Source organism: Acidimicrobiales bacterium (assembly GCA_041394185.1).
In the GTDB taxonomy this organism is placed as follows: Bacteria; Actinomycetota; Acidimicrobiia; order Acidimicrobiales; family Poriferisodalaceae; genus JAAETH01.
Window position 1 is genome coordinate 923,825 of the sequence record JAWKIQ010000002.1, and the last position, 20,619, is coordinate 944,443.

Genomic DNA, 20,619 nt, shown 5'->3' on the forward strand with positions numbered 1-20,619 from the left:
TCCTGTTAGGGGGAGCTCATGTACACGCGGCCCGAAACGGGCTCGGCGCCTTTGACGATCATGATCGTGCTGGGTGCGGCCTCGATTGTGTTGGCGGCAATGGCCACTTTGGGCCGGCAAGCGCTCGACGCTGCCCAGGCGCGCACTGCGGCCGACGCTGCCGCTTTGGCGGCTGCGCTCGATGGGCAATCTGGCGCTTCCGCCTTGGCCCGCACCAACGCTGCGACGCTTGGGTCGTTGGCGGTGGGCGGCACAGATCACACGGCTTCTGTGGTGGTTCAGGGACAGGTTGCAAGGGCCACGGCCAGGCGCGTGTCCTATGGAGATGGTGCGCGTTCGGGGTTGTCCCCAGCGATGCTGGCCGCTCTGTCCCGGGCCGAGGAGCTGATCGGCTCGCCGGTTCCGATCGTGTCGGGCTATCGAAGCCCGGCCGACCAGCAGCGGCTTTGGGACAACCGCGACACCAATCCCTACCCGGTCGCGCGGCCAGGTACCAGTCGCCACGAGCTTGGCCTGGCCATCGATGTGCCGTTGTCGTTTGTACCCACTCTTGCTGCGGTCGCGAGCGCCTCGGGCTTGTGCCACCCACTCCCAGTGGATGATCCCGTACACTTCATCGTGTGCCCGAATCCCCGGTGAACACAGATAGCGCCCACACCGCCACTCAGGCGGCTCACGGTGGCGCCTCTAACTCCCCCGGTGGCGACGACGCGAAGTTCGCCGCGGCCATCGGATTATCGACGCCCGACGGTGATGGCGGCTCGAAGTGGTCGCTGCGCCGAAAGCCTCGGCCCGACACCACCGGACGTCCGCTGGTCACTGCCGAAACCGCTGACGCCGCGGCCGCGGCGATCGGCAGCGGAGCGGCTTTTGACGCCGGTGTTTCTGCCACCGCTGCCACCCAGGTCGGCGCCAGCTCGGCGCGCGTCGACGAGGCCACCGGTCCGATACCGACGATCACTCCTCAACACACGGGCCCCACTCCCGCACAAGCGCCGGCTCGTTCACCCCAGGTTGCCGCTCCGACCCAACGGCCCATCGTGGGTGTCAGCCCGGCGCCTACCAACGAATCGAGTCCCTTGGCCTGGTGGCGGCGCCGTCGGATGCGGGTGCGTCGGGTCCGGCGAACCATTCGTCACATCGATCCCTGGTCGGTGTTCAAGGTCTCGCTGATCTTGTTTGCGTGCGTCTATGTGGCGGCGATGGCCGCCGGCGTATTGCTTTGGAACGCCGCGGTCGACTCGGGCATCATCGAACGGTTCCAGTCCTTCGTCGAGGACGTGGGCGTGTTCGAGACCTTCGTCATCGAGGGCGACACACTGTTTCGTGCTGCATCCATAATCGGTGTCGTCATGGTGGCCGCCGGCGCTGCGCTCAGCGTGGTCCTGACGATCCTGTTCAACCTCATAAGCGACCTCACCGGCGGAGTGCGGGTGACGATTCTCGAGGAAGATCTGGGGCGTCCCGCTCGTCGTTGACGCTTGCGCCCGGGTGCCGCTCGGCTCCAAAAGACGCGGATTCGGGGTTTCACTCGTCCGGTGCGGCGAGTACCATCTTCGCTTCTGCGGGGCTATAGCTCAGTCGGTTAGAGCGCACCCCTGATAAGGGTGAGGTCGCTGGTTCGATTCCAGCTAGCCCCACGTTCCGCAGAATCGCGAGTCCTGCCGCAGCCGGATTCGCCGACAGGAGTGGTAACGGTGATCAGACTCGTTCGCAGAGCGCTGCTCGCGATGGGTGTCGGATCTATCGTGGCAGCGATCCTGCGCCTTCGCGGAAGTGGCGGCGTGCCTCCTCGTCAGGGCGCTTGGCGCGAGCTCAAGCCCTCGGATTCGGACTGAAGGCGTGCAGGTAGCCATCATCGGCGTCGGCAACGTCGGCACCCGCATCGCCCGGCAGTTGTCGTCCAACGACGCCATCGACCAGATCTTGATCTCAGATACCCGAGCAGGCCGCGCCTCCGAGGTGGCTGACGCGATCGGCGAGCCGGTAACGCCAGGCTCGCCCGATGATGCCGACCTCGTAGTGATCGCATCGGCTCCCGGAGACCATCTTCAGGTGGCCAGGCGGGCCCTCGACTTCGGGGCCGACGTGGTGTCGGTTTGTGATTCGGTTGGCGACGCCCGAGGTTTGCGGGGACTAGACGCCGAGGCGCGCGAACTGGGCCGCCACGTGGTGGTCGGGGCCGGAATGGCTCCTGGCTTCTCGGACCTGCTTGCCAAGTATGCGGCGTCGGGGTTCGACCATGTCGACGAGATCCACGTCGCCAAGGCCGGAACCGGCGGACCAGCCTGTGCCCGGCAGCATCACAAGGCGCTCAGCGGTGATGCGGTCGACTGGCGCGACGGAGTATTCGTCGACAGGCGGGGCCGCAGCGGCCGCGAGTTGGTGTTCTTCCCCGAGCCGATCGGCGGGCGCGACTGCTATCGGGCCGCCCTGCCCGATGCTCTGTTGATCGCACCCGAGTTCTCCGGAGTGTCACGGGTTACCGGGCGTATGTCTGCAACTCGCCGAGATCGCCTGACCGCACTGCTGCCGATGATGCGAAGGCCGCACCCCGATGGTGGCCCTGGCGCCATTCGTGTCGAGCTTCGTGGCCGCAGAGACGACCAGTACGCCGTCGAGGTGTTGGGCGCGGTCGACCATCCTTCTGTTGCTGCTGCAATCGTGGCTGCAGTGGCCGTCGACCATGTCGTCGCAGGCACCTGGGGCCGTCCCGGGGCCCGCGGCTTGGCCTCGGTCGACGAGCCCAAGGTTTGGCTCGACGAGCTGTATCGCCGCGGGGTTCGCGCCGCCACGTTCAGCGGGCTCGCCTGACCCGCGATTTATCTCCCTCTGTATCAACACAAAAGGTAAAGACAACACCCGCGCGTGCCGATGGTGTCGTGCGGGCCTGTTCGGCCCGTGACATACAGAAACAGAGGGAGCTGTTGCTGAATGGGCGAGGACAAGGATGTCGTGGCCCGGATAGAGGCGAACCTGCAACTTGTGAAGCACGTTGTGTTTCAAGTGGCGGTGCACTTTCCCCGGCATGTAGAACGCGAAGAGCTCGCTCGTGCGGGCGCACTGGGACTGGTCGAGGCGGCTCAACGCTACGACGCGTCCCGGGGTGTGCCCTTCGAGCGGTTTGCAGCTCAGCGAATCAGAGGAGCCATCCTCGATTCGGTGCGTGCAGCCGACTGGGCGCCTCGTTCGGTACGAAATCTGGCCCGAAAGCTGGAACTTGCTGAACAGCGAATGGCCAACAGGTTGGGTCGACTACCCAACGCAGATGAGTTGGCCGAAGAGCTGGACATGGATCGAGAGAGGCTCGATCGGCTACAGGACCGTGTTCATCGGTCTGTTGTTCTGGCGTTGGACCACTATGTCGCTCCGGACGACGACGAAGAGTTGACTCTCGTCGACGTGTTGGCCGACTCGGTGACCCTGGAGCCAGATGCAGATGTCGAGCTGAGAGAGATGCGCGGGTATCTGCGCGATGCGGTGAAGTTGCTGCCAGAGCGTCACAGGGCGGTGATCGTCGGATACTTCCTGGAAGGTGCGACGTCGCTCGAGTTGGCTCGCTATCTGGGCGTGACCGAGAGCCGGATCAGTCAGTTGAGATCCGAGGCCTTGATCATGTTGCGTGAAGGCATCGAGGCCCAGTACGACGGGACGGTGCAGTCACCCGACGAGGTCAAGGGTCGGGTTGCACGCCGAAAGGCCAAATACGCGACTGCGATCAGCGAGGCCAGCAGTTGGAAGGATCGAGTGGTCGATCTTCCGAGCCACGAGACGCTAGAAGTCGACGTCAGAAGCTGAAGGCCCTGGCCCAGTCGTCGAGTTGTTCGGTGTCACCGAATATCTCGATGTCGGGCTGAATGGGCCTGTTCCAGACGAATAGAACCAGTGATGAAGCACCACCGCGAACAGCGGTGGTGCTTTTCGCGTGTGCCTTCTCGATGTCGATGTGGTCGGGGTGACGCGTGATGACCCATTCGCCGTCGGCGTCGTTGGCGTGAAGGTGAAGCGTGCGACCGCGCTCGTCGGCGAAGGCTTCGGGCGGCTTGCGGGGAACATACACATCGAAGAACTCGTCGATCATGTCGACGGCGTGCTGGGGATCGAAGCCGGCGGCCACACCGATGGCGTTCTCGGCATCCCAGCGGTGCACGGCTGTTTCGGCCGCCATGCGTCTGGGCCAAAAGCGAGCCGGCCGCGGCCCTGCGAAGGTCCAGGTCTGGGCTTGGGGGTCGGTTTGGGCGATTGCGCTGCGAAGTTCGTCGAGACCAGAGCGGACGTAGTCGGCGAGGCTTTGCGAAGCGGGGTCGAAGCTGTGGGTCTGGGGAGATCCGTTGACTAGTTCGTCGCCTCGAAGAGCCGCAGCCGCCATGCGATGAACGCGCGAGGTGTGCGAGATAAGGTCCGAAAGAGACCAGCTACCGCAGGTCGCAACGTTGGCGTCGAGCGGAGCTGTCTGTGCCAGATCGACCAGCCTTGCGGTCTCGGATTCGATGATCGTTGGATAGTCGACGGTCATGGGATCACCTTGTTCGGAACGGACGCGGGTCTACACGGTGGGCTATCAACAAGACCAACACAGCTCCGACGCTCGATGCAACGAGCATCGTCAGCCAATGGATGGCGGGCGGGGCGTCGAGTTCGAAGAACGTGTTGAGCGGCCCGATCGCACTGATGAGGGTGTAGGCGGCGGCCATCGACGAGACCAGCAGGGCGCGACGCTTGTTGATGGGCCTGGCTGCCGCGGCCAGAATCGCTAGACCCACCGACAGCAACACCACGGTGGCGGCGGTACGGGCCTCGGTCAGTGTCGCGTCGCTGCGCCGCACGATTTCGTATGCAGTGAAAGTTGCCACTGCGGCCACGGCACCGGTCGGAACAGCAACCGAGACGATGCGCTTGATGAACCCGGATCGGGCGCGGGTGTCGTTGGGAGCCAACGCCAGAAAGAAACCGGGCACACCGATCGAGAACGTGCCTATCAGGGTCAGATGACGCGGCAGGAACGGAAACGGTGAACCGAACAGGCCCGAGCCCAGCGCCAGCAAGACCGCGTACGCGGCCTTGGCTACGAACAGGGTCGCAACCCGCTCGATGTTGTTGATCACCTTGCGGCCCTCGGACAACACCAGCGGCAGCGTAGAGAACCGATTGTCCAGCAGGGTCAACTGGGCGACCGACCGACTGGCTGCCGAGCCCGAGCCCATGGCGATGCCCATGTCGGCGTCTTTCAGGGCCAATACGTCGTTGACGCCGTCGCCGGTCATGGCAACCACGTGTCCCTGACTTTGCAGCGCCTTGACCATGGCTCGCTTCTGGTGAGGGGTTACGCGACCAAATACTGCGGACGTGGTCAGGATCGTTGCCAGCTGGTCTTCGTCGTCTGGCAGGTCGCGGGCGTCGAAACCGGACTCGGTCTGGGGAACTCCGGCTCGAGCCGCAACGGCTGCGACCGTGGCGGGATGGTCTCCGGATATGACCCGAAGAGAGATTCCTTGCTCGACGAGGAACCTCAGGATCTCGGGCGCATCGGGCCTGACCTCGTCTTCGAGCAGGACGAGAGCGCGTGCGGTCAGGTCGGATGGGAGCTCGGGTGCGTCGGGGTCGAGAGGCTGGGCGCTGGACGCCAGCATCACCACCCGGCGGCCCGCTTGCGTGTGCTGGGCCAGACGATCTTCGTCGAAGGTCGTCATGACCATCTCAGGAGCGCCGAGCACCCAGGTGCCGTGGGTTCCGAACGAGGTTGCAGCCCACTTGCGGGCCGAGCTGAACGGAACGACGGCAGTGGCGTCCCAGGTCGGCGCGTCGGGATGCGCCCTGGCTATGGCGGCCAGCGTTGCGTTGGGGTTTGGGTCGGCCGCCGCCAGCGAAGCCAGCGCGCTTTCGATGGTGGGCTCGTCGCCCTCGACTATGTCCAGCGCGCCATAGGCGATCTCGCCGGTTGTGATGGTGCCGGTCTTGTCCAGGCACAACACATCTACACGGGCCAACAATTCGACCGATGCCAACTCCTTGGCCAACGCCTGTCGTTTGGCAAGGGCGAGGATGCCCACGATGAAGGTGATGCTGGTAAGCAAAACCAGACCGTCCGGCACCATCGCCACTGCCGCCGCCACGGTGCCCTGAAGCGCCAGCTGCCACGTTGGTTCGGCGTCCAGCAGGCGCCACAACAACAAGATGCCCACCGGTGGGATGATCACGGTGAGCCACTTGAGGATCAGAGAGATCCCGTTGCGCAGCTCGCTGTTTACCAGAGTGAACCGTTTGGCTTCCTGGGCCAGGCTGTTGGCGTAGCTGCCGGCTCCGATTCGGGTGGCCACGAAGCGGCCCGATCCGGAGGCCACGAAGCTTCCTGACAGGACCTCGTCGCCCTCCGACTTGGAGACGGCATCGGATTCGCCGGTCAGCAGGCTCTCGTCCATGTCGAGCCCCACTGCCTCTATGACCGTGCCGTCGACAACGACTTGGTCGCCCGGGCCCACTACGAGCAGATCGTCCTCGACCACCTCGTCTACCGCGACGTGCAGTTCCTGGCCGTCGCGTACGACCCGGGCCACGGGCGCGTTCAGCAGGGCGAGCTCGTCGAGTGTGCGCTTGGCGCGAATCTCTTGCACGATGCCGATGACCGAGTTCGACACGATGACGCCGGCAAACAGGGCGTCGCCGGGCTTGCCCGCCACCAGGATCAGCACCAACAAGGTGCCCATGATCATGTTGACCGTGGTGAAGATGTTGGCCCGGTAGATCTGGGCGATGGTTCGGCTGGGGCCGTCGAGTGCGACGTTCACTCGCCCCTCGCGCTTGCGCTGTTCGACCTCTTGGGCAGTGAGGCCCGATGAGGCGGGGGTTCTGGCCGAGGACATCAGTTGATCCTAGAAGCCCGTGCCGGTCGAAAGGCGGCTGGCGGCCGAAGGAAGAACCGAGCGACTTTGTAGGGTTTCTGCGGTGATGACCCTGTCGATCTCAAGCGCGTTGCTCTCGTCGATTCCGAGCCCTTCGTCGGGGGTTTTGGACATCGGCCCGATTCCGCTGCGCGCCTAAGGCATTTGTATCGGGCTTGGCGTCATCGCCGCAGTGCTGTTGTCTCAGCGTCGGTGGGCCAGCTGCGGCCACGACCCCGACGACATCGCCACCGTGGCTACCTGGGCCGTCCCGGCGGGTGTCGTGGGTGGTCGGCTGTATCACGTGATCACCGACAACCAGCGGTTTCGAGGCCAGTGGCTCGATGCTTTCAAGATCTGGGAAGGCGGCCTTGGCGTGTGGGGGGCCGTTGCTGGTGGAGCCGTCGGTGCCTACGTGGTCGCCAAGCGTCGCGGCTACGACCTCGGAGACCTCTTTTATGCCACCGCGCCGGCGATTCCTTTGGCCCAGGCCATCGGCCGGTTCGGCAACTATTTCAATCAGGAGCTGTTCGGGCGTCCTACCGACGTTCCCTGGGCGCTCGAGATAGACCCCGCACACCGCCCGACCGGATACGAGGCCTTCGAGACGTTCCACCCGACTTTCCTGTACGAGGCCCTGTGGAATCTGGCGGTGGTTGCGGCGGTCATCTGGGTGGTGCCACGAGTGTTGCCCAACCTGAGGCGTGGGTTTCACTTCGCCGCCTACGTGTTCCTGTACACGATCGGCCGGCTCTGGATAGAGCTGATGCGAATCGACTCGGCCAACAAGGTTCTCGGCGTTCGGCTGAATGTGTGGACCAGCATCATCGTCGGCTCCGTCGCAGCGGGGCTGATCTGGTACGGCAACCGCAGTCGAAGCCGCCTGCCCGAGGCTTCCGCGGAATCGGTGACCTAAACCATCGTCGGAGCTAAACCGGCCCTACGGACGGTCGACGGGGTCTGTACCACACAGACGAGGTCGGCTCTGAGGGCCCACCCCGGTCTGCCATGGATCGATGACATCGGCACGGATGCCGAAAGGCAAACAAGTTCGTGTCTGCTCGCAAGAGCAGACGAATCGATGGGATTCGACATGGCTGGAATCGCACTTGGCGATGGTCTGCTCGACATCACCTCATACGCTCTGAACGGTCTGACCCGGCGCGCTGAGGTTCGGGCCAACAACGTGGCCAACAGCGCCACGCCGAACTTCCTCGCGTCCACGGTCGATTTCGAGACGTCCCTGCGGGAAAAGATCGCCGACCGAGATTTCGACGCAATGGCCGAGCGCAGCCATTCGGTTCACCTGGCCGATGGCTTCATCGACGAGCGCGGCAACAGCGTCGATCTCGAGATGGAGACGACCAATCTGGTGCAGGACAACCTGCTGTTCCAGGCGGTCATCAACGGGTTCAACTACAAGGTCGGAATCCTGCGCCGAGCGATGGGTAACAACGCATGAGCGGGCCCTTTGATGCGATCGAGTTCGCCGCGACGGGTGCGTCTATGGCGAGCACATGGATGGACGTTCTGGGCCACAACCTGGCCAACGTCAACACGACCACCCGCACCGGCGAAGAGCCCTTCAGGGCCAAGTATCTGATTGTCAAGGAGAACTCGCGCCGCGAGGGCGTCGACATGGCCGACATCGTGTCTGTAGCCGGCGATGCCCCACTGCGATACGACCCCGACAATCCGCTGGCCGACGAGGATGGATTGGTCCAAGGACCTCTGATCGACGTGGCCGGCCAGATGTCGGACATGATCCTCGCCAGCCGGCACTACCAGCTGAACCTGCAGGTCGTCAGGGCCGCCGAAGAGGCGTACCAGGCGGCGCTGGGTATCGGGAGGCCGTGATGATTCCGTCCGTTTCAGGCATCGGCGGCGCAGCCGTCGGTCGCATGGCTTCTCCGCAGGCCGCGGGTGCGGGCTTCGGAGACGCGCTTCAGGGCGCACTCCAGTCGGTGTCGGACAAGGAACGAGCCGCAGACTCTATGGTCACCGCGCTGGCCGCCGGCGAAGACGTCGAGTTGAGCGATGTGGCGGTGGCCACCACCGAGGCCGCGTTGGCGGTCGAGTTGCTGGTGACGGTGAGAGACCAGGCGGTTTCGGCGTACCAGCAGATTGCGAGCCTGCAGCTGTGATGTTGACCGACCGCGCCCGCGAATCCACTGCGGTTTCTCGCCACCCCATCGAGGTGGTGAGCGATCTGACGCGCAGTGTCGCAGCCGTCGAAACCGTCGACAGGCGCGGTCGCCTGGCCCGGGTCACAGAGGGCAGGGTCGAGGTCAGAGGTCTTCAGGTCAGGCATGGGGACATGCTGGCCATATCGGGCCAGGGCCACGAGGTTCTCGCCCAAACGATCGCGGTGACACCCCATGGGGCGATAGCGGCCCTGTTCGATGTCAGCGACGGCTTGGGCCAGGGCGACCAGGTGCGCCTCATCGACGATCCACCCGTGCGGGCCAGTGCTGCCCTGTTGGGTCGGGTCATCGACGCGCTTGGCCGGCCGCTCGACGACAAGGGCCCGCTGGTCGGCGAGCGGGTCGAGCTTCGCAACGAACGGCCCAACCCGCTGCGCCGTACGCGAATCGACAAGCCGCTGTCGACCGGTGTTCGTGTGATCGATGTGATGACTCCGCTGGCCAAGGGCCAGCGCATGGGCCTGTTCGGTGGCTCAGGTGTGGGCAAGTCGACCTTGCTGGGCATGATGGCCCGCGGTGTCGACTCGGATCTGAACGTCGTCGCCCTGATCGGCGAGCGCGGCCGAGAGGTCCGCGAGATGATCGAAGACGAGCTGGGCCCAGAGGGTATGGCGCGCAGTGTTGTCGTGGTCGCGACCTCCGACGAGCCTGCCATCATGCGTCGACGCGCCGGCGAGCTGGCTGTGCGACTGGCCGAGTACTTCGCCGATGCCGGTTCGGACGTGACATTGTTCTTCGACTCTCTGACCCGGCTGGCCATGGCCGAGCGCGAATTGGGTCTGGCCGCAGGTGAGCCACCGACCGCGCGTGGCTACACCCCTTCGGTGTTCGCACTGCTGCCCGCCTTGCTGGAGCGAACCGGCCCGCGCGAGCGGGGCTCGATCACCGGCCTGTTCACAGTGCTGGTCGACGGCGACGACATGAACGACCCCATCGCCGACAGCGCCCGGTCGATTCTGGACGGCCACATCGTGCTGGATCGACGTCTGGCCCACCAGGGTCGCTACCCCGCGGTCGATCCTTTGGCATCGATCAGTCGCCTGGCTTCGGCCATCAGCGAACCCGAAGACGCCGCTGCGGCCACATCTCTGCGGGCCATGATGGCGGCGGTCGAAGAGGTGCGCGACCTCGTCGAAGTGGGCGCGTACGCACCCGGTTCGAACCCCACCGCCGACCAGGGCCTGCTGATCGAGGCCGACATCAGGGCTTTGCTCGGTCAGGCCCCCGATGATCTGGTACACGCCGATGAGTCGCGTGAACGGGCCAAGGCGATCGTCGAGAGGGTCCGATGAGCGGCCGGGAATCTCGCCTCGATGTCGTGGCCCGCATTCGGCGGCTCCGCGAACGCAGCGCCCAGCGACAGTTGGCCGACGCCCAGCTGCGCTACCAGCGCGCCCACGAGAAGATCGAAGAGCTGCGCAAGCCTGCTCTCGAAGCTGACGACCACCTCGACGTCGTGAAGCTGATGGCCCTGCGCATCCAGGGCATCCGCAGCGCTGAAGAGTTCGAGCTGGCGGCCGAAGAGCTTCGCCACACCAACGCCGAAGTCGCCGAGGCGATGGAGGCGGTGCGCCACGCCACCAGCCGTCGCAAGGCGGTCGAGAACCTGGCAGAGCGCAGGCGGCTCGCGTCCGCTGCGGTGGCGGCCCGTGCGTCCCAAGCCGCTTTGGACGAGCTCGTGATCATGAGGGAAGCCATGAAGGACAGGAGCTGGATGGATGACTGAGATCTCCCGCATCTCGTCGCAGGCAGCACTGCCGACCATCTCGCGGATGACCGGGCTGGTTCGGTTTGCCGACCTGCTGGCCACCGCGCAGCCGATGGGCCCAGAGCTGAACCTTCCCGATCAACTCGAGCCGACCGCGCTGGCTCCTGCCTGGGCTCCCAACGCCGGATCCATTCCTGGCATCGTCGGCGGTTCGACACTGTCTAGTGGGGCGGTCGGGGCGCTGCCAGAGCGAGCCGGTCAGTGGATCTCCCACATCGAATCCGCAGCCGCACGCTACGGGCTCGACCCAAACCTGCTGACTGCCCTGGTGTGGACCGAGTCGGCCTTCAGGCCCGATGCCGTATCCCCCGCGGGTGCGATCGGCCTGGGTCAGCTGATGCCGGGAACCGCGGCCGGCCTGGGTGTCGATCCCAACGATCCGGTGGCCAACCTCGACGGAGCTGCCAGGTATCTGCGCCAACAACTCGATCGGTTCGGTTCTGTCGATCTGGCCCTGGCGGCCTACAACGCCGGGCCGGGCAGGGTCGAGCGTTCGGGTGGCATCCCCAACATCGCCGAAACACAGGCCTACGTGCGCATCGTCTCGTCTCGGTTCGAGACCCTCAAGGGTCGGGCCGACGGAGCGATCGCCGACAGCACCCAGCCCGGGCAACCGGCGACAGGAGAAGCATGACATCGGCCATTTCCCCTGCGTTGGCAACGTTGCCTCGGCCCGGCCTTGGCGCATCTTCGCGCTCGCGCGTCGCCGAATCGTTCGGTGACCTCATGGGCGACGTGCCCTATTGGTCTCACCACACCAACGTCGACCCGTCGCGCGACCAGGATCGACCGGTCGATCGCCCGCACGCACACGAGGCGCAGCGCTCGGGTGAGCGAACCCCGAGCAGTGACGGCCGAGATGACAACGAGGCGAAAGCCGACCCAGACGCCGCCGAGGCGGGCGAAGTGGCGGCCTCGATGTGGTCGCGCCAGGACACCCCCGCCGCTCAGGACGTGGATGCTGCGGACGAGCCGACCGCCACAGCTTCGTCTGCGGCTGGCGCCGAACCCCTCGACACTGACGTGCCCACGAGTGGGTCCGCGGTTGGGGTCGACAACGCTGGACCCGTCGAGGTTGGGGCCTCCGACGTTGGCCTCGACGAGCTCGCGTCTGTCGAAGCGAAATCGATTGGTGAACCGATCGACCCAGACCCAGCCAACCCGACCATGGCGCTGGTCCACAGGGCCCTGGCCGAGGCGCGCAAGGCCGCGAAGGGTAGCGATGCTTCGGACGAGCCCGCTGCTGCGGTCGGCGGGGTTTCGTCAGCCGACGGCGAGGACAACAACGACCTCGCGGCCGGCGATGCGGCTGCAGCTCGATCCGAGGCTCAGCAAGCTGCTTCGACGACGGCAATTGCGGCTGGCCAGCTTCTCGAATCGGGACCCTCCGATCCGCCGGTCGCAACCGACCAGAGCTCTGCAGCAGATGCAACGCCTGGGGTAGGTGCCGCGGAGGCCGTAACCACTGCCGCCGGGTCGGCGATCAACTCGACCGACGAACTCCGCACCCCAGTCTCCGACGAAGCAGTCTCCGACGAAGCAGTTCCCGACGAAGCGGTCGCCACCGAAGCAGTTTCCAACGAGATGGCGGGCGACACCGCCGCCGACGAACTCGCCTCGGGAGACGGTTCGACCGAGACCGCCCAACTCGATGCGGCACCGGTCACCTCGCAGGCCGCGATGGATCAGGCCGCCGAGTTGGCTGCCGACTTTGCAGCTGCATCCAGGCCCCCGCAGAGCCCTGCCCACATACTGCGCTCTGGGTTCGAACTGGCCAGCTCGGGGATCTCCCGCAGCGCGGCCATGTTGGTCGAGCGTGTGCTCGACGCGGTGGACAGAGCAGCGTCGTTGCCGCCACCCCGCGCCGTGACGCTGGATCTCGAGGAGCAGCACGGCATCAAGATTCGGGTCGTGTCGGAGCCTGGCGGGGTCAGCGTGACGGTCGACGATGCCGGCGCCGGCACGGCCGATGCCAACCGGTGGCAGCGCGACCTGTCGGACATGCTCGACAAACGGCGCCAGAACAACAGCGCCGGGTTCGAAAGCGCGGCAGTCGCCGCGGGGGCAACGGCTGGCGTGCGCGCCGCCGGGCCCGACAACTCGGCCCGTTTCATGAACAGATCTGCGTCGATCAGCTCGTTGGTTGCGCAGTCGACGGGCCCGGGCTCGTTCGACGGAAGGCTCTAGAGGAGCACAACATGATCAGCTCGATAACGCCCAGTCTCAAATCGGCCGAAGGATCAACCGGTCTCGGCTCCATGAGCACAGACCTGTTCATGGAGCTGCTGGTTGCCCAGCTCAGGCATCAGAACCCAATGGAACCCATGGATGGTTCGGCGCTGCTGCAGCAGACCAGCCAGTTGGCCAACGTCGAGGCTGTGCAACAACTTGCGAGCCTCCAGTCGCACATCGTCGGCATCGGCCAGTTCAGTACCGCCTCGGCCATGATCGGGCGAACCGTCGTGGCCGACCACCCGGCTGCCGGCGAGATAACCGGCGTGGTGTCCGCTGTGAGGGCGTCACCAAGCGGGCCGATTCTCAGCGTCGACGGCTACGAGGTGTCCATCGACGAAGTCCTCGAAGTGCGGGCCGACGCCTAGCCCTCGATCATCCACCAGCCAGTCACCCACTCAAACCAAGAACCCAAACCCCACCACAGAAGGAACGACAAAATGCTGCGATCAATGTTTGCCGGAGTCAGCGGCCTTCGGAGCCATCAGACGGTCATGGACGTTGTCGGCAACAACATCGCGAACGTCAACACGGCCGGCTTCAAAGCCAGCACCGTGACCTTTGCGGAGTCGATCTCTCAGGTACTGAGAGGCGCTTCGGGCACATCGGCCGACCGCGCCGGAATCAACCCGGCCCAGATCGGTCTGGGTGTCAAGGTGGCCCAGATCGAAGGTGTGTTCACACAGGGCGCCAGCCAGGCGACCGGCCGCAACACCGACCTCGCCATCCAGGGCGACGGGTTCTTCATCGTCGATGACGGTGCCGGAGGCCGCGCCTATACCAGGCTCGGTTCTTTCACATTCGACGAGTTGGGCATGCTGGCCACCGGTGCCGGAGCCTTCGTGCAGGGCTGGCAGGCAGACGCCAGTGGAGCTATCGACACGAATGGACCGGTGCAGAACCTGCAGGTTCCGCTGGGTCAGGTGATCGACCCGATTCCGACCAGCGAGGTTTCGGTGGGCGGCAGCCTTTCGTCGGATACCGCCATCGGTGGGGTGGCGACAACTTCGATCGAGATCTTCGACTCGCTGGGCGTGGCCCACGAGCTGATGCTCACCTTCACCAAGACGGCGCTGAACGATTGGAGCGTCGCAGGCACCATCGACGGCAACGCGGCAACGCTCGCCCCCGCCGTCGTGCAGTTCGACACCTCCGGCCAGCTCACCAGCGCCCCAACGTTGGCCCTGTCCGGCTATACCCCTCCCGGCGCTGCGGCGTTGACCTTCGACATCGAACTGGGCTCGAGCCTTCCTCTCGTTCAGTTCGGTGGCGAGTCGACTATGGAGGCCAAGAACAAGGACGGCCAGGCCATCGGTCACCTGACGGGATTCTCGATTTCGGACACCGGCGTCATCGACGGCCAGTTCTCGAACGGCGAGAGCAAGACCCTGGGCCAGATTGCCACCGCCTCGTTCTCGAACCCTGCCGGCTTGTTGAGGGCCACCGACTCGACATATCAGGTGTCGGTCAACTCGGGTGAGCCTCTGGTGGGCATGCCAGGCACCGGCAATCGCGGGCTCATGTCGAGCGGCACGCTCGAGATGTCGAACGTCGACCTGTCGCGCGAGTTCACCAACCTCATCATCGCCCAGCGCGGCTTCCAGGCGAACTCTCGTGTGATCACGACTACTGACGAGCTGTTGTCTGATCTCGTGAACATCAAGCGGTAGTAGAAGCCGGTTGAGTTAGCACTCTTAGTGGTCGTATCAGTGATTGTGTTCGGACCTAACCACTTATGCCCGGGTCCTGGGAGTCGACGAACCCCTGGGACATGGATGGTCCTCGTCAACACGGAGGTGACAGATGATTCTCGTGCATCGGCTTAAGGGTGAGCCCATGTACATCAACGCCGATCTGATCGAGTTCATCGAGGCCACGCCCGACACCGTCATCACGCTGGCCGATGGCCGCAAGATGGTTGTTGCCGAGGCCCCGCACGAGATCGTCGAGCGTTCCAAGATGTTCAGGGCTTCGGTAATCGCTGTGACGGATCAGCTGAGGCAGGAATCGGCGCCGGCGTTGAGCCTGCTGCGATCAGACGAGGAGTGATTCCTGATGGATCCACTCACGCTAATCGGGCTGGGCCTCGTATTCGTCGCCATCATCGTCTCGACGATCATGGACGGCAACTCGTTCGGCCCCCTGATAGGCCCGTCCTCGTTCGTGCTGGTGTTGTTCGGCGCCCTCGGTGCTGCGCTGTCCGGCTATCGAATGGACGACGCAAAGCGTTTGCCCAAGGGTTTCATCGTGGCCTTCACGGGATCGCCTGACAATCCAGACGATCTGGTGACCCAGTTGATGAACTATGCCGAGGCTGCCAGGCGCGAGGGAATCCTCGCCCTCGAAGAAGGCCTCGACGATCTGGAGAACCAGTTCTTGCGGTCGGGCCTGCAGATGGTAGTGGACGGCCTCGAAGGCGAGGAGGTCCGCCAGGTGATGGAGGCCGAGATCATCGCCATGGAAGCCAGGCACGAGTCGATGATCGGTCTGTTCAAGAAGATCGTCGAGTACTGCCCGACCCTGGGCATGATCGGCACCGTCATCGGCCTCATCAACATTCTCGGCAACCTGTCGGACCCGTCGGCTCTGGGTACCGGCATGGCCTTGGCCCTGTTGACGACCCTCTACGGCGTGTTCTTCGCCAACGTCATCTTCGGTCCTGTGGCCCAGAAGCTGTCGGTGCTGAACGAACTGGAGCTGGCATCAAAGGAGCTGACCGTCGAGGGAATCCTGGCGATCCGCGAGGGAGCCACTCCACGACACCTGGTCGAGCGGCTCGAGGCCTACCTGCAGCCAGAGCTGCGCATCGGCTCGAAGGCCCGCCTCGAGAAGTCGGCCTAAGGGGGCCGCGTGGCGAAACGAAAGAAGAAGGCCGAAGATGCCGGCGAGGGGTTCCTGACCACCTATGCCGACATGGTCACCCTGCTCATGGCGTTCTTCGTCATGTTGTTCGCCATGTCTTCGGTGGACGATGCCAAGTTCTTGACCATGCTGAAGGGCCTCGAGGAGGCCTTCGGCAATTCGGCCTATCAACAGTTCATCCTCCAGGGTGGGCCTTCGCTCATCGGGGCAAACCAGCCCAACGGATCGCCCAGCCCCACAGCCGGTGGGGCCATCACCGTGGTGGCCATCGACCGCGACCTGTCAGAGATCGCCGAGGCCGTTCGCAACGCCACCGAGTCCGAGCCGTCTTCAAGTACCGAAGACCCAGACGAGGTCGACAACCCTAGGGTGCTCGACCTGTCAGAGTTGGTCGAGGTCGAGGCTGCCCTTCTCGAGGCCACCACCCGACTGGGAATCGAAGACTCGGTCACAACACGCATAAGCGCCGAAGGTCTCACCATCGTGTTGTCGACCGATGACATCTTGTTTCGAAGCGGCAGCTCCGACCTCGAAGCGGGAATGGGCCAAGAGTTCGTAGGAGTTGTCGCCGGCGTGCTCGCCGACTTCGACAACCCCATAAAAGTCCACGGTCACACAGACGACGTGCCCCTCGATCAGCCCGGCTACTCGAACTGGGATCTGTCAGCGTCTCGCGCCATTGCGGTCAGCGATCTGTTGATAGAGCAGTTCGGCATCTCGCCCACCCGCATGGAGGTGGTCGGACACGCCGACACCAGGCCGCTGGTCGAGAACAACTCTGATGAGAATCGGGCCAAGAACCGTCGTGTCGAGATAGTGGTGTCGATAGATCCGCTGGATGACTCGATGATCGACTCGATCGAGCCCGACCAGCAGGACCCAACCCAGGTTCCAACCCAAACCGGTCCGCCTGCCGATGCCATCGACGGCATCAGGGTCGATCTGGGCGGCGACCTGTCGCGAATCGTCGGATGAGGCCAAAGAGCTGAACTCGCATCCGATTCGGTCGACTCTTCCGATGTTCGTAGCAATACATCGCAGGAGACGCGCATGGCCGATGAGAAGGAGAAGGAGGAGGGCGGCAAGGGCGGCCTGATGGGCAAGCTCAAGTTCGTCATCGTTGGCGTCGTTGCCCTCGGCGCTGGCTACTTCCTCTTCGGCGGGGGCGGCGGTGAGACCTCGGCCGCACCGACCACCACCATCGCACTGGCCGACCTGGCCGACGGGGCGATCCTGCCGGTGGGCAGCCTCACCGTGAACCTCACCGACGAGCAACCGCACTTCGGTCGCGTTGCATTCTCGGTAGTACTGGTCGAGGGCACCGACCCGACAACCATCGAGCCCAAGCTGCCCTTGTTGCTGGACGCGGCCCTGAAGCGGCTCTCCAACTACACCGCAGCCGAACTGCGCACCAGCGCAGGTCAAGAACGCCTGCGCAGCGAGCTGACAGCCGACGCGATCGAGTTGTTGAACGACGAAATGACGCGGGTCGTGAAGCGAGTGGTGCTCACCGATCTGCTCGTGCAGTGACATGGCTCGAGCACTGAGCCCCGCGGCCCGATCGGGCACCGCTATCGAGCCGTTCGACTTCAGGCGGCCCAGCAAGTTCTCGCGCGAGCACATGCGCGGCTTCGAGGCCGTGCACGAGGTGTTCGCCAGACGGGTCTCCAGTGGCCTCAGCCATCGGTTGCGCACCGTCGTGACCGTGTCGCACTTCTCGACAGACCAGATCACCTATGAAGACTTCCAGCGTTCGATGCCCACGCCGTCCGTGGTCGCGACCGTCGATCCCAAGACCCTTCCGGGCGTCATCATCATCGAGATGAGCCTGCAGTTGGCCCTGGCCTTCGTCGACCGGGTGCTCGGTGGCACCGGCGCGTCGGTTCCTCTGCGCGGGCCCACCGAGATAGAGGCCGCCCTGGTTCGCCAGCTGATGGCTCCCATCGTCGACGCCTTCGAAGAAACCCTCGAGCCGGTCAAGGCCGTCGAGCCCGAGCTGGAGTCGATCGAGTTCAACCCCCGGCTGGTTCAGGCGATTCAGCCCAACGACATGGTTCTGTTGTTGACCTATTCGGTGGTGCTGAACGGCGGCGCCGAGGGGCTGGTCAGCGTTTGTTATCCGTTCGAGACCATCGAGCCGGTTCTCGACCGTCTCGACCGCAAGGTCCGTATCCAGGGCGTGCCCGTCAGCGAGGGCGCACCCAGCATCGAACCCTTGGTGCCCGAGGTCATGGTTCCCATCTCGTTCCAGCTGAGGTCGGCATCGATCGCAGCGGGCGAGCTGGCCACCCTGGCCCCCGGCGATGTCATAAAGACAGACCACCGCGTCGACGAGCCCGCCATTGGTGTGGTCGGTGGTGACCCCGTGCTCTTGGGTCGGCTCGGCCGAAACGGTCGGCGAATGGCCGTCCAGATCTCTAGTTGGAGGACTCCGTGAAGACTGCTTCGACATCGGGCTTGAAGCTGCGGCTGATGCTCGGATCGCTGAGCGATGCGCTCGAGGCGATCGCCGTTTTCACCGGTCTGGCTCTGGCCGGCGACGACGGGCGTGAACTCGATCTCGACGACCCGTCGCTCGCCAACATGATCTTCGTTCAGACCAGCGGCCCCACGGGCAAGCTGATAGTTGGCGTATCAGAGAGCCTGGCGCAGGCCTGGGTCGTCGGAGCAGGGAACGACCCCGAGGATGCCGACGCTTCATGGCGCTACGTCTCTGACCTCTGTCTCGGTTCTGCACGCGCCTTCGTCGCCTCGATGTCGGCCGGTGGAGCCCTGGTCGGCCCTGTCGACCGGGCAACCCCGCTGGAAGGACTGGGCGAGCTGGCCCAGACCCATCGCCTGGACGGCGTCATCACCAGCGTCACGTCGTCGGACGAAACAACGGGCTCGGTCGTGTGGATCATTCCCGAAGCCGAAGCCGCCGAACCAGCTGAGGTTGCACAGCCCGTCGAGTACCCCGAACTGGGCAAGGGCGTCGGATCGGCTCCGGCGTCGCCGATCTCGTTCCTGTCGGACGTGGCGCTGGAGGTCACGGTCGAACTGGGCCGCACCACCATGCGGCTGAAGGACGTTCTCGAGCTGTCCGAGGGCAGCGTTGTCGAACTCGACCGCCAAGTAGGCGCCTACGTCGACGTGTTGGTCAACGGCAGCCTCGTGGCCGCCGGCGAGGTCGTGGTCATCGACGACGTCCTCGGGGTGCGTATCACCTCGGTTCACGACGTGGAAGGTGGCATCGTCTGATGCTGACCCTCGAGGTCGTCCTGCGACTGGTGATCGCCCTGGCGGTTGTCGTGGGTGGCCTGCTGCTCGTTCGCTGGTGGAGCCTGCGCGGCGGGCCGCGCGGACGCGGCATCGATGTCGTGGCGCGGGCTCAGCTGGGCCGCTCGACCTCGGTGGTCGTGGTCGACGTGGCGGGCAAGCGCTATCTGCTCGGTACGGCCGAACAGTCGGTCAACCTGATCGCCGAACTCGACGCCGGTGCAGAACTGGGCGCCGTGGTGGCGACCGGGCCGACCCAAGACCAAGGAGCCCCGAACGGAATCGGGGAGCCCACGGGTGTGCTCTCTCGAACGAGACGCACCCCGATGTCCAACAGAGGAGAGACACCACGGATCGGTGTCCTTGCTCAGCTGCGTCGTATGACGACGCGCGTGCCGCAAGGTGTCCGGATCCATGGTCTCGACGACTGACCACCCGAGCGAGATTCCATCGGCAGCCGAGCGACGGGCGACAACCGGCCGCCGTGTTGCGTTGATAGCGGTGCGCGCCCTTGTGTTCGTTGCCGTGTTCGTGGCCACGATCGCCTTCACGTCGGGTGTTGCCGCCCAGGAGGTCGAGCCCGGTACCGCGCCCGACAGCACGGTCGTGAACCCACCGCTGCCAGACGAGCAGCCCGTTCCCAACACAGAGCCCGTCGAGCCTGTGGTCAGGGCCCAGCCGACCGGTCCAGACGGCGAGAGCTCCATTCAGCCCACCCAGCCGACCGAGCCCACCGAGCCCGACGTCGCCATAACAATCGACACCCAGAGCACCGGCCTCACGCAGACCGTCGTCATCATCTTGTTGCTGACGATTGGTTCGATCGCGCCTTCGATCTTGTTGCTGGCCACCTCGTTCACCCGGTTCGCGATAGTGCTGTCGCTTACCCGCAATGCCTTGGGCACCCAGTCGGTGCCGCCCACGCAGGTGTTGATCGGCCTGGCGCTGATACTGACCTTCTTCGTCATGGCGCCGACCTTCTCCGAGGTCAACGACGCTGCAATCCAGCCACTGTTGAACGGCGAGATCGAGCAGGGCGAGGCCTTCGAGGCCGGCTATGCGCCGATGCGCGACTTCATGCTCAAGCAGACCAGTGAAGACGACCTGAGATTGTTCCTCGACATCCGCAACGAGGAGCTCGAAAACATCGAGGATGTCAGCGCGTCGGTGCTGATTCCGGCGTTCGTGCTGAGCGAACTGCGCACCGCCTTCACCATCGGATTCGTGATCTTCATCCCGTTCCTGGTGATCGACATCGTCATCTCGTCGGTGCTGATGTCGCTCGGCATGGTGATGTTGCCGCCGGTGTTCGTCTCGTTGCCCGTGAAGTTGTTGATGTTCGTGCTGGTCGACGGATGGGGCCTGATCGTCGTATCGCTCGTCTCGTCGGTGAACACGACATAACCGGAGGTCTATT

The 20,619-nt window shown here is 64.6% G+C and carries 24 protein-coding genes and 1 tRNA gene; 23 read left to right on the forward strand and 2 right to left on the reverse strand.

What is annotated here, in order from left to right:
* Positions 1-18: 18 nt before the first annotated feature.
* The 5 genes from R2770_11920 (at position 19) to R2770_11940 (ending at position 3,798) form a co-directional block, all read left to right on the forward strand.
* Positions 19-639 carry a M15 family metallopeptidase gene (locus tag R2770_11920; protein ID MEZ5281167.1) on the forward strand — a complete coding sequence of 207 codons (621 nt, stop codon included), beginning with the start codon at positions 19-21 and terminating at the stop codon, positions 637-639.
* Positions 636-1,478 carry a DUF3566 domain-containing protein gene (locus R2770_11925; GenBank protein ID MEZ5281168.1) on the forward strand — a complete coding sequence of 281 codons (843 nt, stop codon included), beginning with the start codon at positions 636-638 and terminating at the stop codon, positions 1,476-1,478. Before R2770_11920 ends, R2770_11925 begins: the two co-directional genes overlap by 4 nt.
* An 88-nt stretch (positions 1,479-1,566) precedes the next feature.
* A tRNA-Ile gene (locus R2770_11930) sits at positions 1,567-1,640 on the forward strand.
* 202 nt (positions 1,641-1,842) lie between these two features.
* Positions 1,843-2,814: an NAD(P)-binding domain-containing protein gene (locus R2770_11935; GenBank protein MEZ5281169.1), complete on the forward strand. Its 972-nt coding sequence runs from the start codon at positions 1,843-1,845 to the stop codon at positions 2,812-2,814.
* Between the two features lie 120 nt (positions 2,815-2,934).
* Complete coding sequence (locus R2770_11940; protein ID MEZ5281170.1) at positions 2,935-3,798, forward strand: FliA/WhiG family RNA polymerase sigma factor; 864 nt, start codon at positions 2,935-2,937, stop codon at positions 3,796-3,798.
* On the opposite strand, the gene R2770_11945 is transcribed toward R2770_11940, so the two are convergent.
* Both R2770_11945 and R2770_11950 read right to left on the reverse strand, forming a co-directional pair.
* The gene (locus R2770_11945) at positions 3,788-4,516 is read right to left on the reverse strand and encodes a maleylpyruvate isomerase family mycothiol-dependent enzyme (protein MEZ5281171.1); all 729 of its coding nucleotides are present in this window, start codon (positions 4,514-4,516) and stop codon (positions 3,788-3,790) included. The genes R2770_11940 and R2770_11945 overlap by 11 nt on opposite strands.
* 4 nt (positions 4,517-4,520) lie before the next feature.
* Positions 4,521-6,860: an HAD-IC family P-type ATPase gene (locus tag R2770_11950; protein MEZ5281172.1), complete on the reverse strand. Its 2,340-nt coding sequence runs from the start codon at positions 6,858-6,860 to the stop codon at positions 4,521-4,523.
* 187 nt (positions 6,861-7,047) lie between these two features.
* Here R2770_11950 and lgt point away from each other — a divergent pair, with 187 nt between their 5' ends.
* The 18 genes from lgt (at position 7,048) to fliP (ending at position 20,606) form a co-directional block, all read left to right on the forward strand.
* Positions 7,048-7,794, forward strand: coding sequence for a prolipoprotein diacylglyceryl transferase (gene lgt / locus R2770_11955; protein ID MEZ5281173.1), 747 nt, complete (start codon positions 7,048-7,050; stop codon positions 7,792-7,794).
* A gap of 165 nt (positions 7,795-7,959) precedes the next feature.
* A complete protein-coding gene (locus R2770_11960; protein ID MEZ5281174.1) occupies positions 7,960-8,340 on the forward strand; it encodes a hypothetical protein in 381 nt (126 codons plus the stop codon).
* Positions 8,337-8,735: a flagellar basal body rod C-terminal domain-containing protein gene (locus tag R2770_11965; protein MEZ5281175.1), complete on the forward strand. Its 399-nt coding sequence runs from the start codon at positions 8,337-8,339 to the stop codon at positions 8,733-8,735. The genes R2770_11960 and R2770_11965 overlap by 4 nt, the downstream gene beginning before the upstream one ends.
* Entirely contained in the window at positions 8,735-9,022 is a 288-nt protein-coding gene (fliE, locus tag R2770_11970) for a flagellar hook-basal body complex protein FliE (protein MEZ5281176.1), read from the forward strand. Before R2770_11965 ends, fliE begins: the two co-directional genes overlap by 1 nt.
* A complete protein-coding gene (locus tag R2770_11975) occupies positions 9,022-10,374 on the forward strand; it encodes a FliI/YscN family ATPase (protein MEZ5281177.1) in 1,353 nt (450 codons plus the stop codon). Before fliE ends, R2770_11975 begins: the two co-directional genes overlap by 1 nt.
* Entirely contained in the window at positions 10,371-10,808 is a 438-nt protein-coding gene (locus R2770_11980) for a flagellar FliJ family protein (GenBank protein ID MEZ5281178.1), read from the forward strand. The genes R2770_11975 and R2770_11980 overlap by 4 nt, the downstream gene beginning before the upstream one ends.
* On the forward strand, positions 10,801-11,484 hold the full coding sequence (locus tag R2770_11985) for a lytic transglycosylase domain-containing protein (GenBank protein MEZ5281179.1): 684 nt from the start codon (positions 10,801-10,803) through the stop codon (positions 11,482-11,484). The genes R2770_11980 and R2770_11985 overlap by 8 nt, the downstream gene beginning before the upstream one ends.
* Positions 11,481-13,037: a hypothetical protein gene (locus tag R2770_11990; GenBank protein MEZ5281180.1), complete on the forward strand. Its 1,557-nt coding sequence runs from the start codon at positions 11,481-11,483 to the stop codon at positions 13,035-13,037. Before R2770_11985 ends, R2770_11990 begins: the two co-directional genes overlap by 4 nt.
* An 11-nt stretch (positions 13,038-13,048) precedes the next feature.
* Positions 13,049-13,450 carry a flagellar hook capping FlgD N-terminal domain-containing protein gene (locus tag R2770_11995; GenBank protein MEZ5281181.1) on the forward strand — a complete coding sequence of 134 codons (402 nt, stop codon included), beginning with the start codon at positions 13,049-13,051 and terminating at the stop codon, positions 13,448-13,450.
* A gap of 72 nt (positions 13,451-13,522) precedes the next feature.
* On the forward strand, positions 13,523-14,752 hold the full coding sequence (locus R2770_12000) for a flagellar hook protein FlgE (GenBank protein ID MEZ5281182.1): 1,230 nt from the start codon (positions 13,523-13,525) through the stop codon (positions 14,750-14,752).
* A gap of 133 nt (positions 14,753-14,885) precedes the next feature.
* On the forward strand, positions 14,886-15,131 hold the full coding sequence (locus tag R2770_12005; GenBank protein MEZ5281183.1) for a flagellar FlbD family protein: 246 nt from the start codon (positions 14,886-14,888) through the stop codon (positions 15,129-15,131).
* Positions 15,132-15,137: 6 nt separating this feature from the next.
* A complete protein-coding gene (locus R2770_12010) occupies positions 15,138-15,923 on the forward strand; it encodes a motility protein A (protein ID MEZ5281184.1) in 786 nt (261 codons plus the stop codon).
* A 9-nt stretch (positions 15,924-15,932) separates the two neighbouring features.
* Positions 15,933-16,919, forward strand: coding sequence for a flagellar motor protein MotB (locus R2770_12015; GenBank protein ID MEZ5281185.1), 987 nt, complete (start codon positions 15,933-15,935; stop codon positions 16,917-16,919).
* A gap of 75 nt (positions 16,920-16,994) precedes the next feature.
* Positions 16,995-17,474, forward strand: a complete 480-nt coding sequence (locus R2770_12020) for a flagellar basal body-associated FliL family protein (protein MEZ5281186.1) — start codon at positions 16,995-16,997, stop codon at positions 17,472-17,474.
* A 1-nt stretch (position 17,475) separates the two neighbouring features.
* Positions 17,476-18,381 carry a FliM/FliN family flagellar motor switch protein gene (locus R2770_12025; protein MEZ5281187.1) on the forward strand — a complete coding sequence of 302 codons (906 nt, stop codon included), beginning with the start codon at positions 17,476-17,478 and terminating at the stop codon, positions 18,379-18,381.
* Positions 18,378-19,184, forward strand: coding sequence for a flagellar motor switch protein FliN (gene fliN / locus R2770_12030; protein ID MEZ5281188.1), 807 nt, complete (start codon positions 18,378-18,380; stop codon positions 19,182-19,184). Before R2770_12025 ends, fliN begins: the two co-directional genes overlap by 4 nt.
* The gene (locus R2770_12035) at positions 19,184-19,633 is read left to right on the forward strand and encodes a flagellar biosynthetic protein FliO (protein MEZ5281189.1); all 450 of its coding nucleotides are present in this window, start codon (positions 19,184-19,186) and stop codon (positions 19,631-19,633) included. Before fliN ends, R2770_12035 begins: the two co-directional genes overlap by 1 nt.
* Positions 19,617-20,606 carry a flagellar type III secretion system pore protein FliP gene (fliP, locus tag R2770_12040; GenBank protein MEZ5281190.1) on the forward strand — a complete coding sequence of 330 codons (990 nt, stop codon included), beginning with the start codon at positions 19,617-19,619 and terminating at the stop codon, positions 20,604-20,606. Before R2770_12035 ends, fliP begins: the two co-directional genes overlap by 17 nt.
* Positions 20,607-20,619 lie beyond the last annotated feature (13 nt).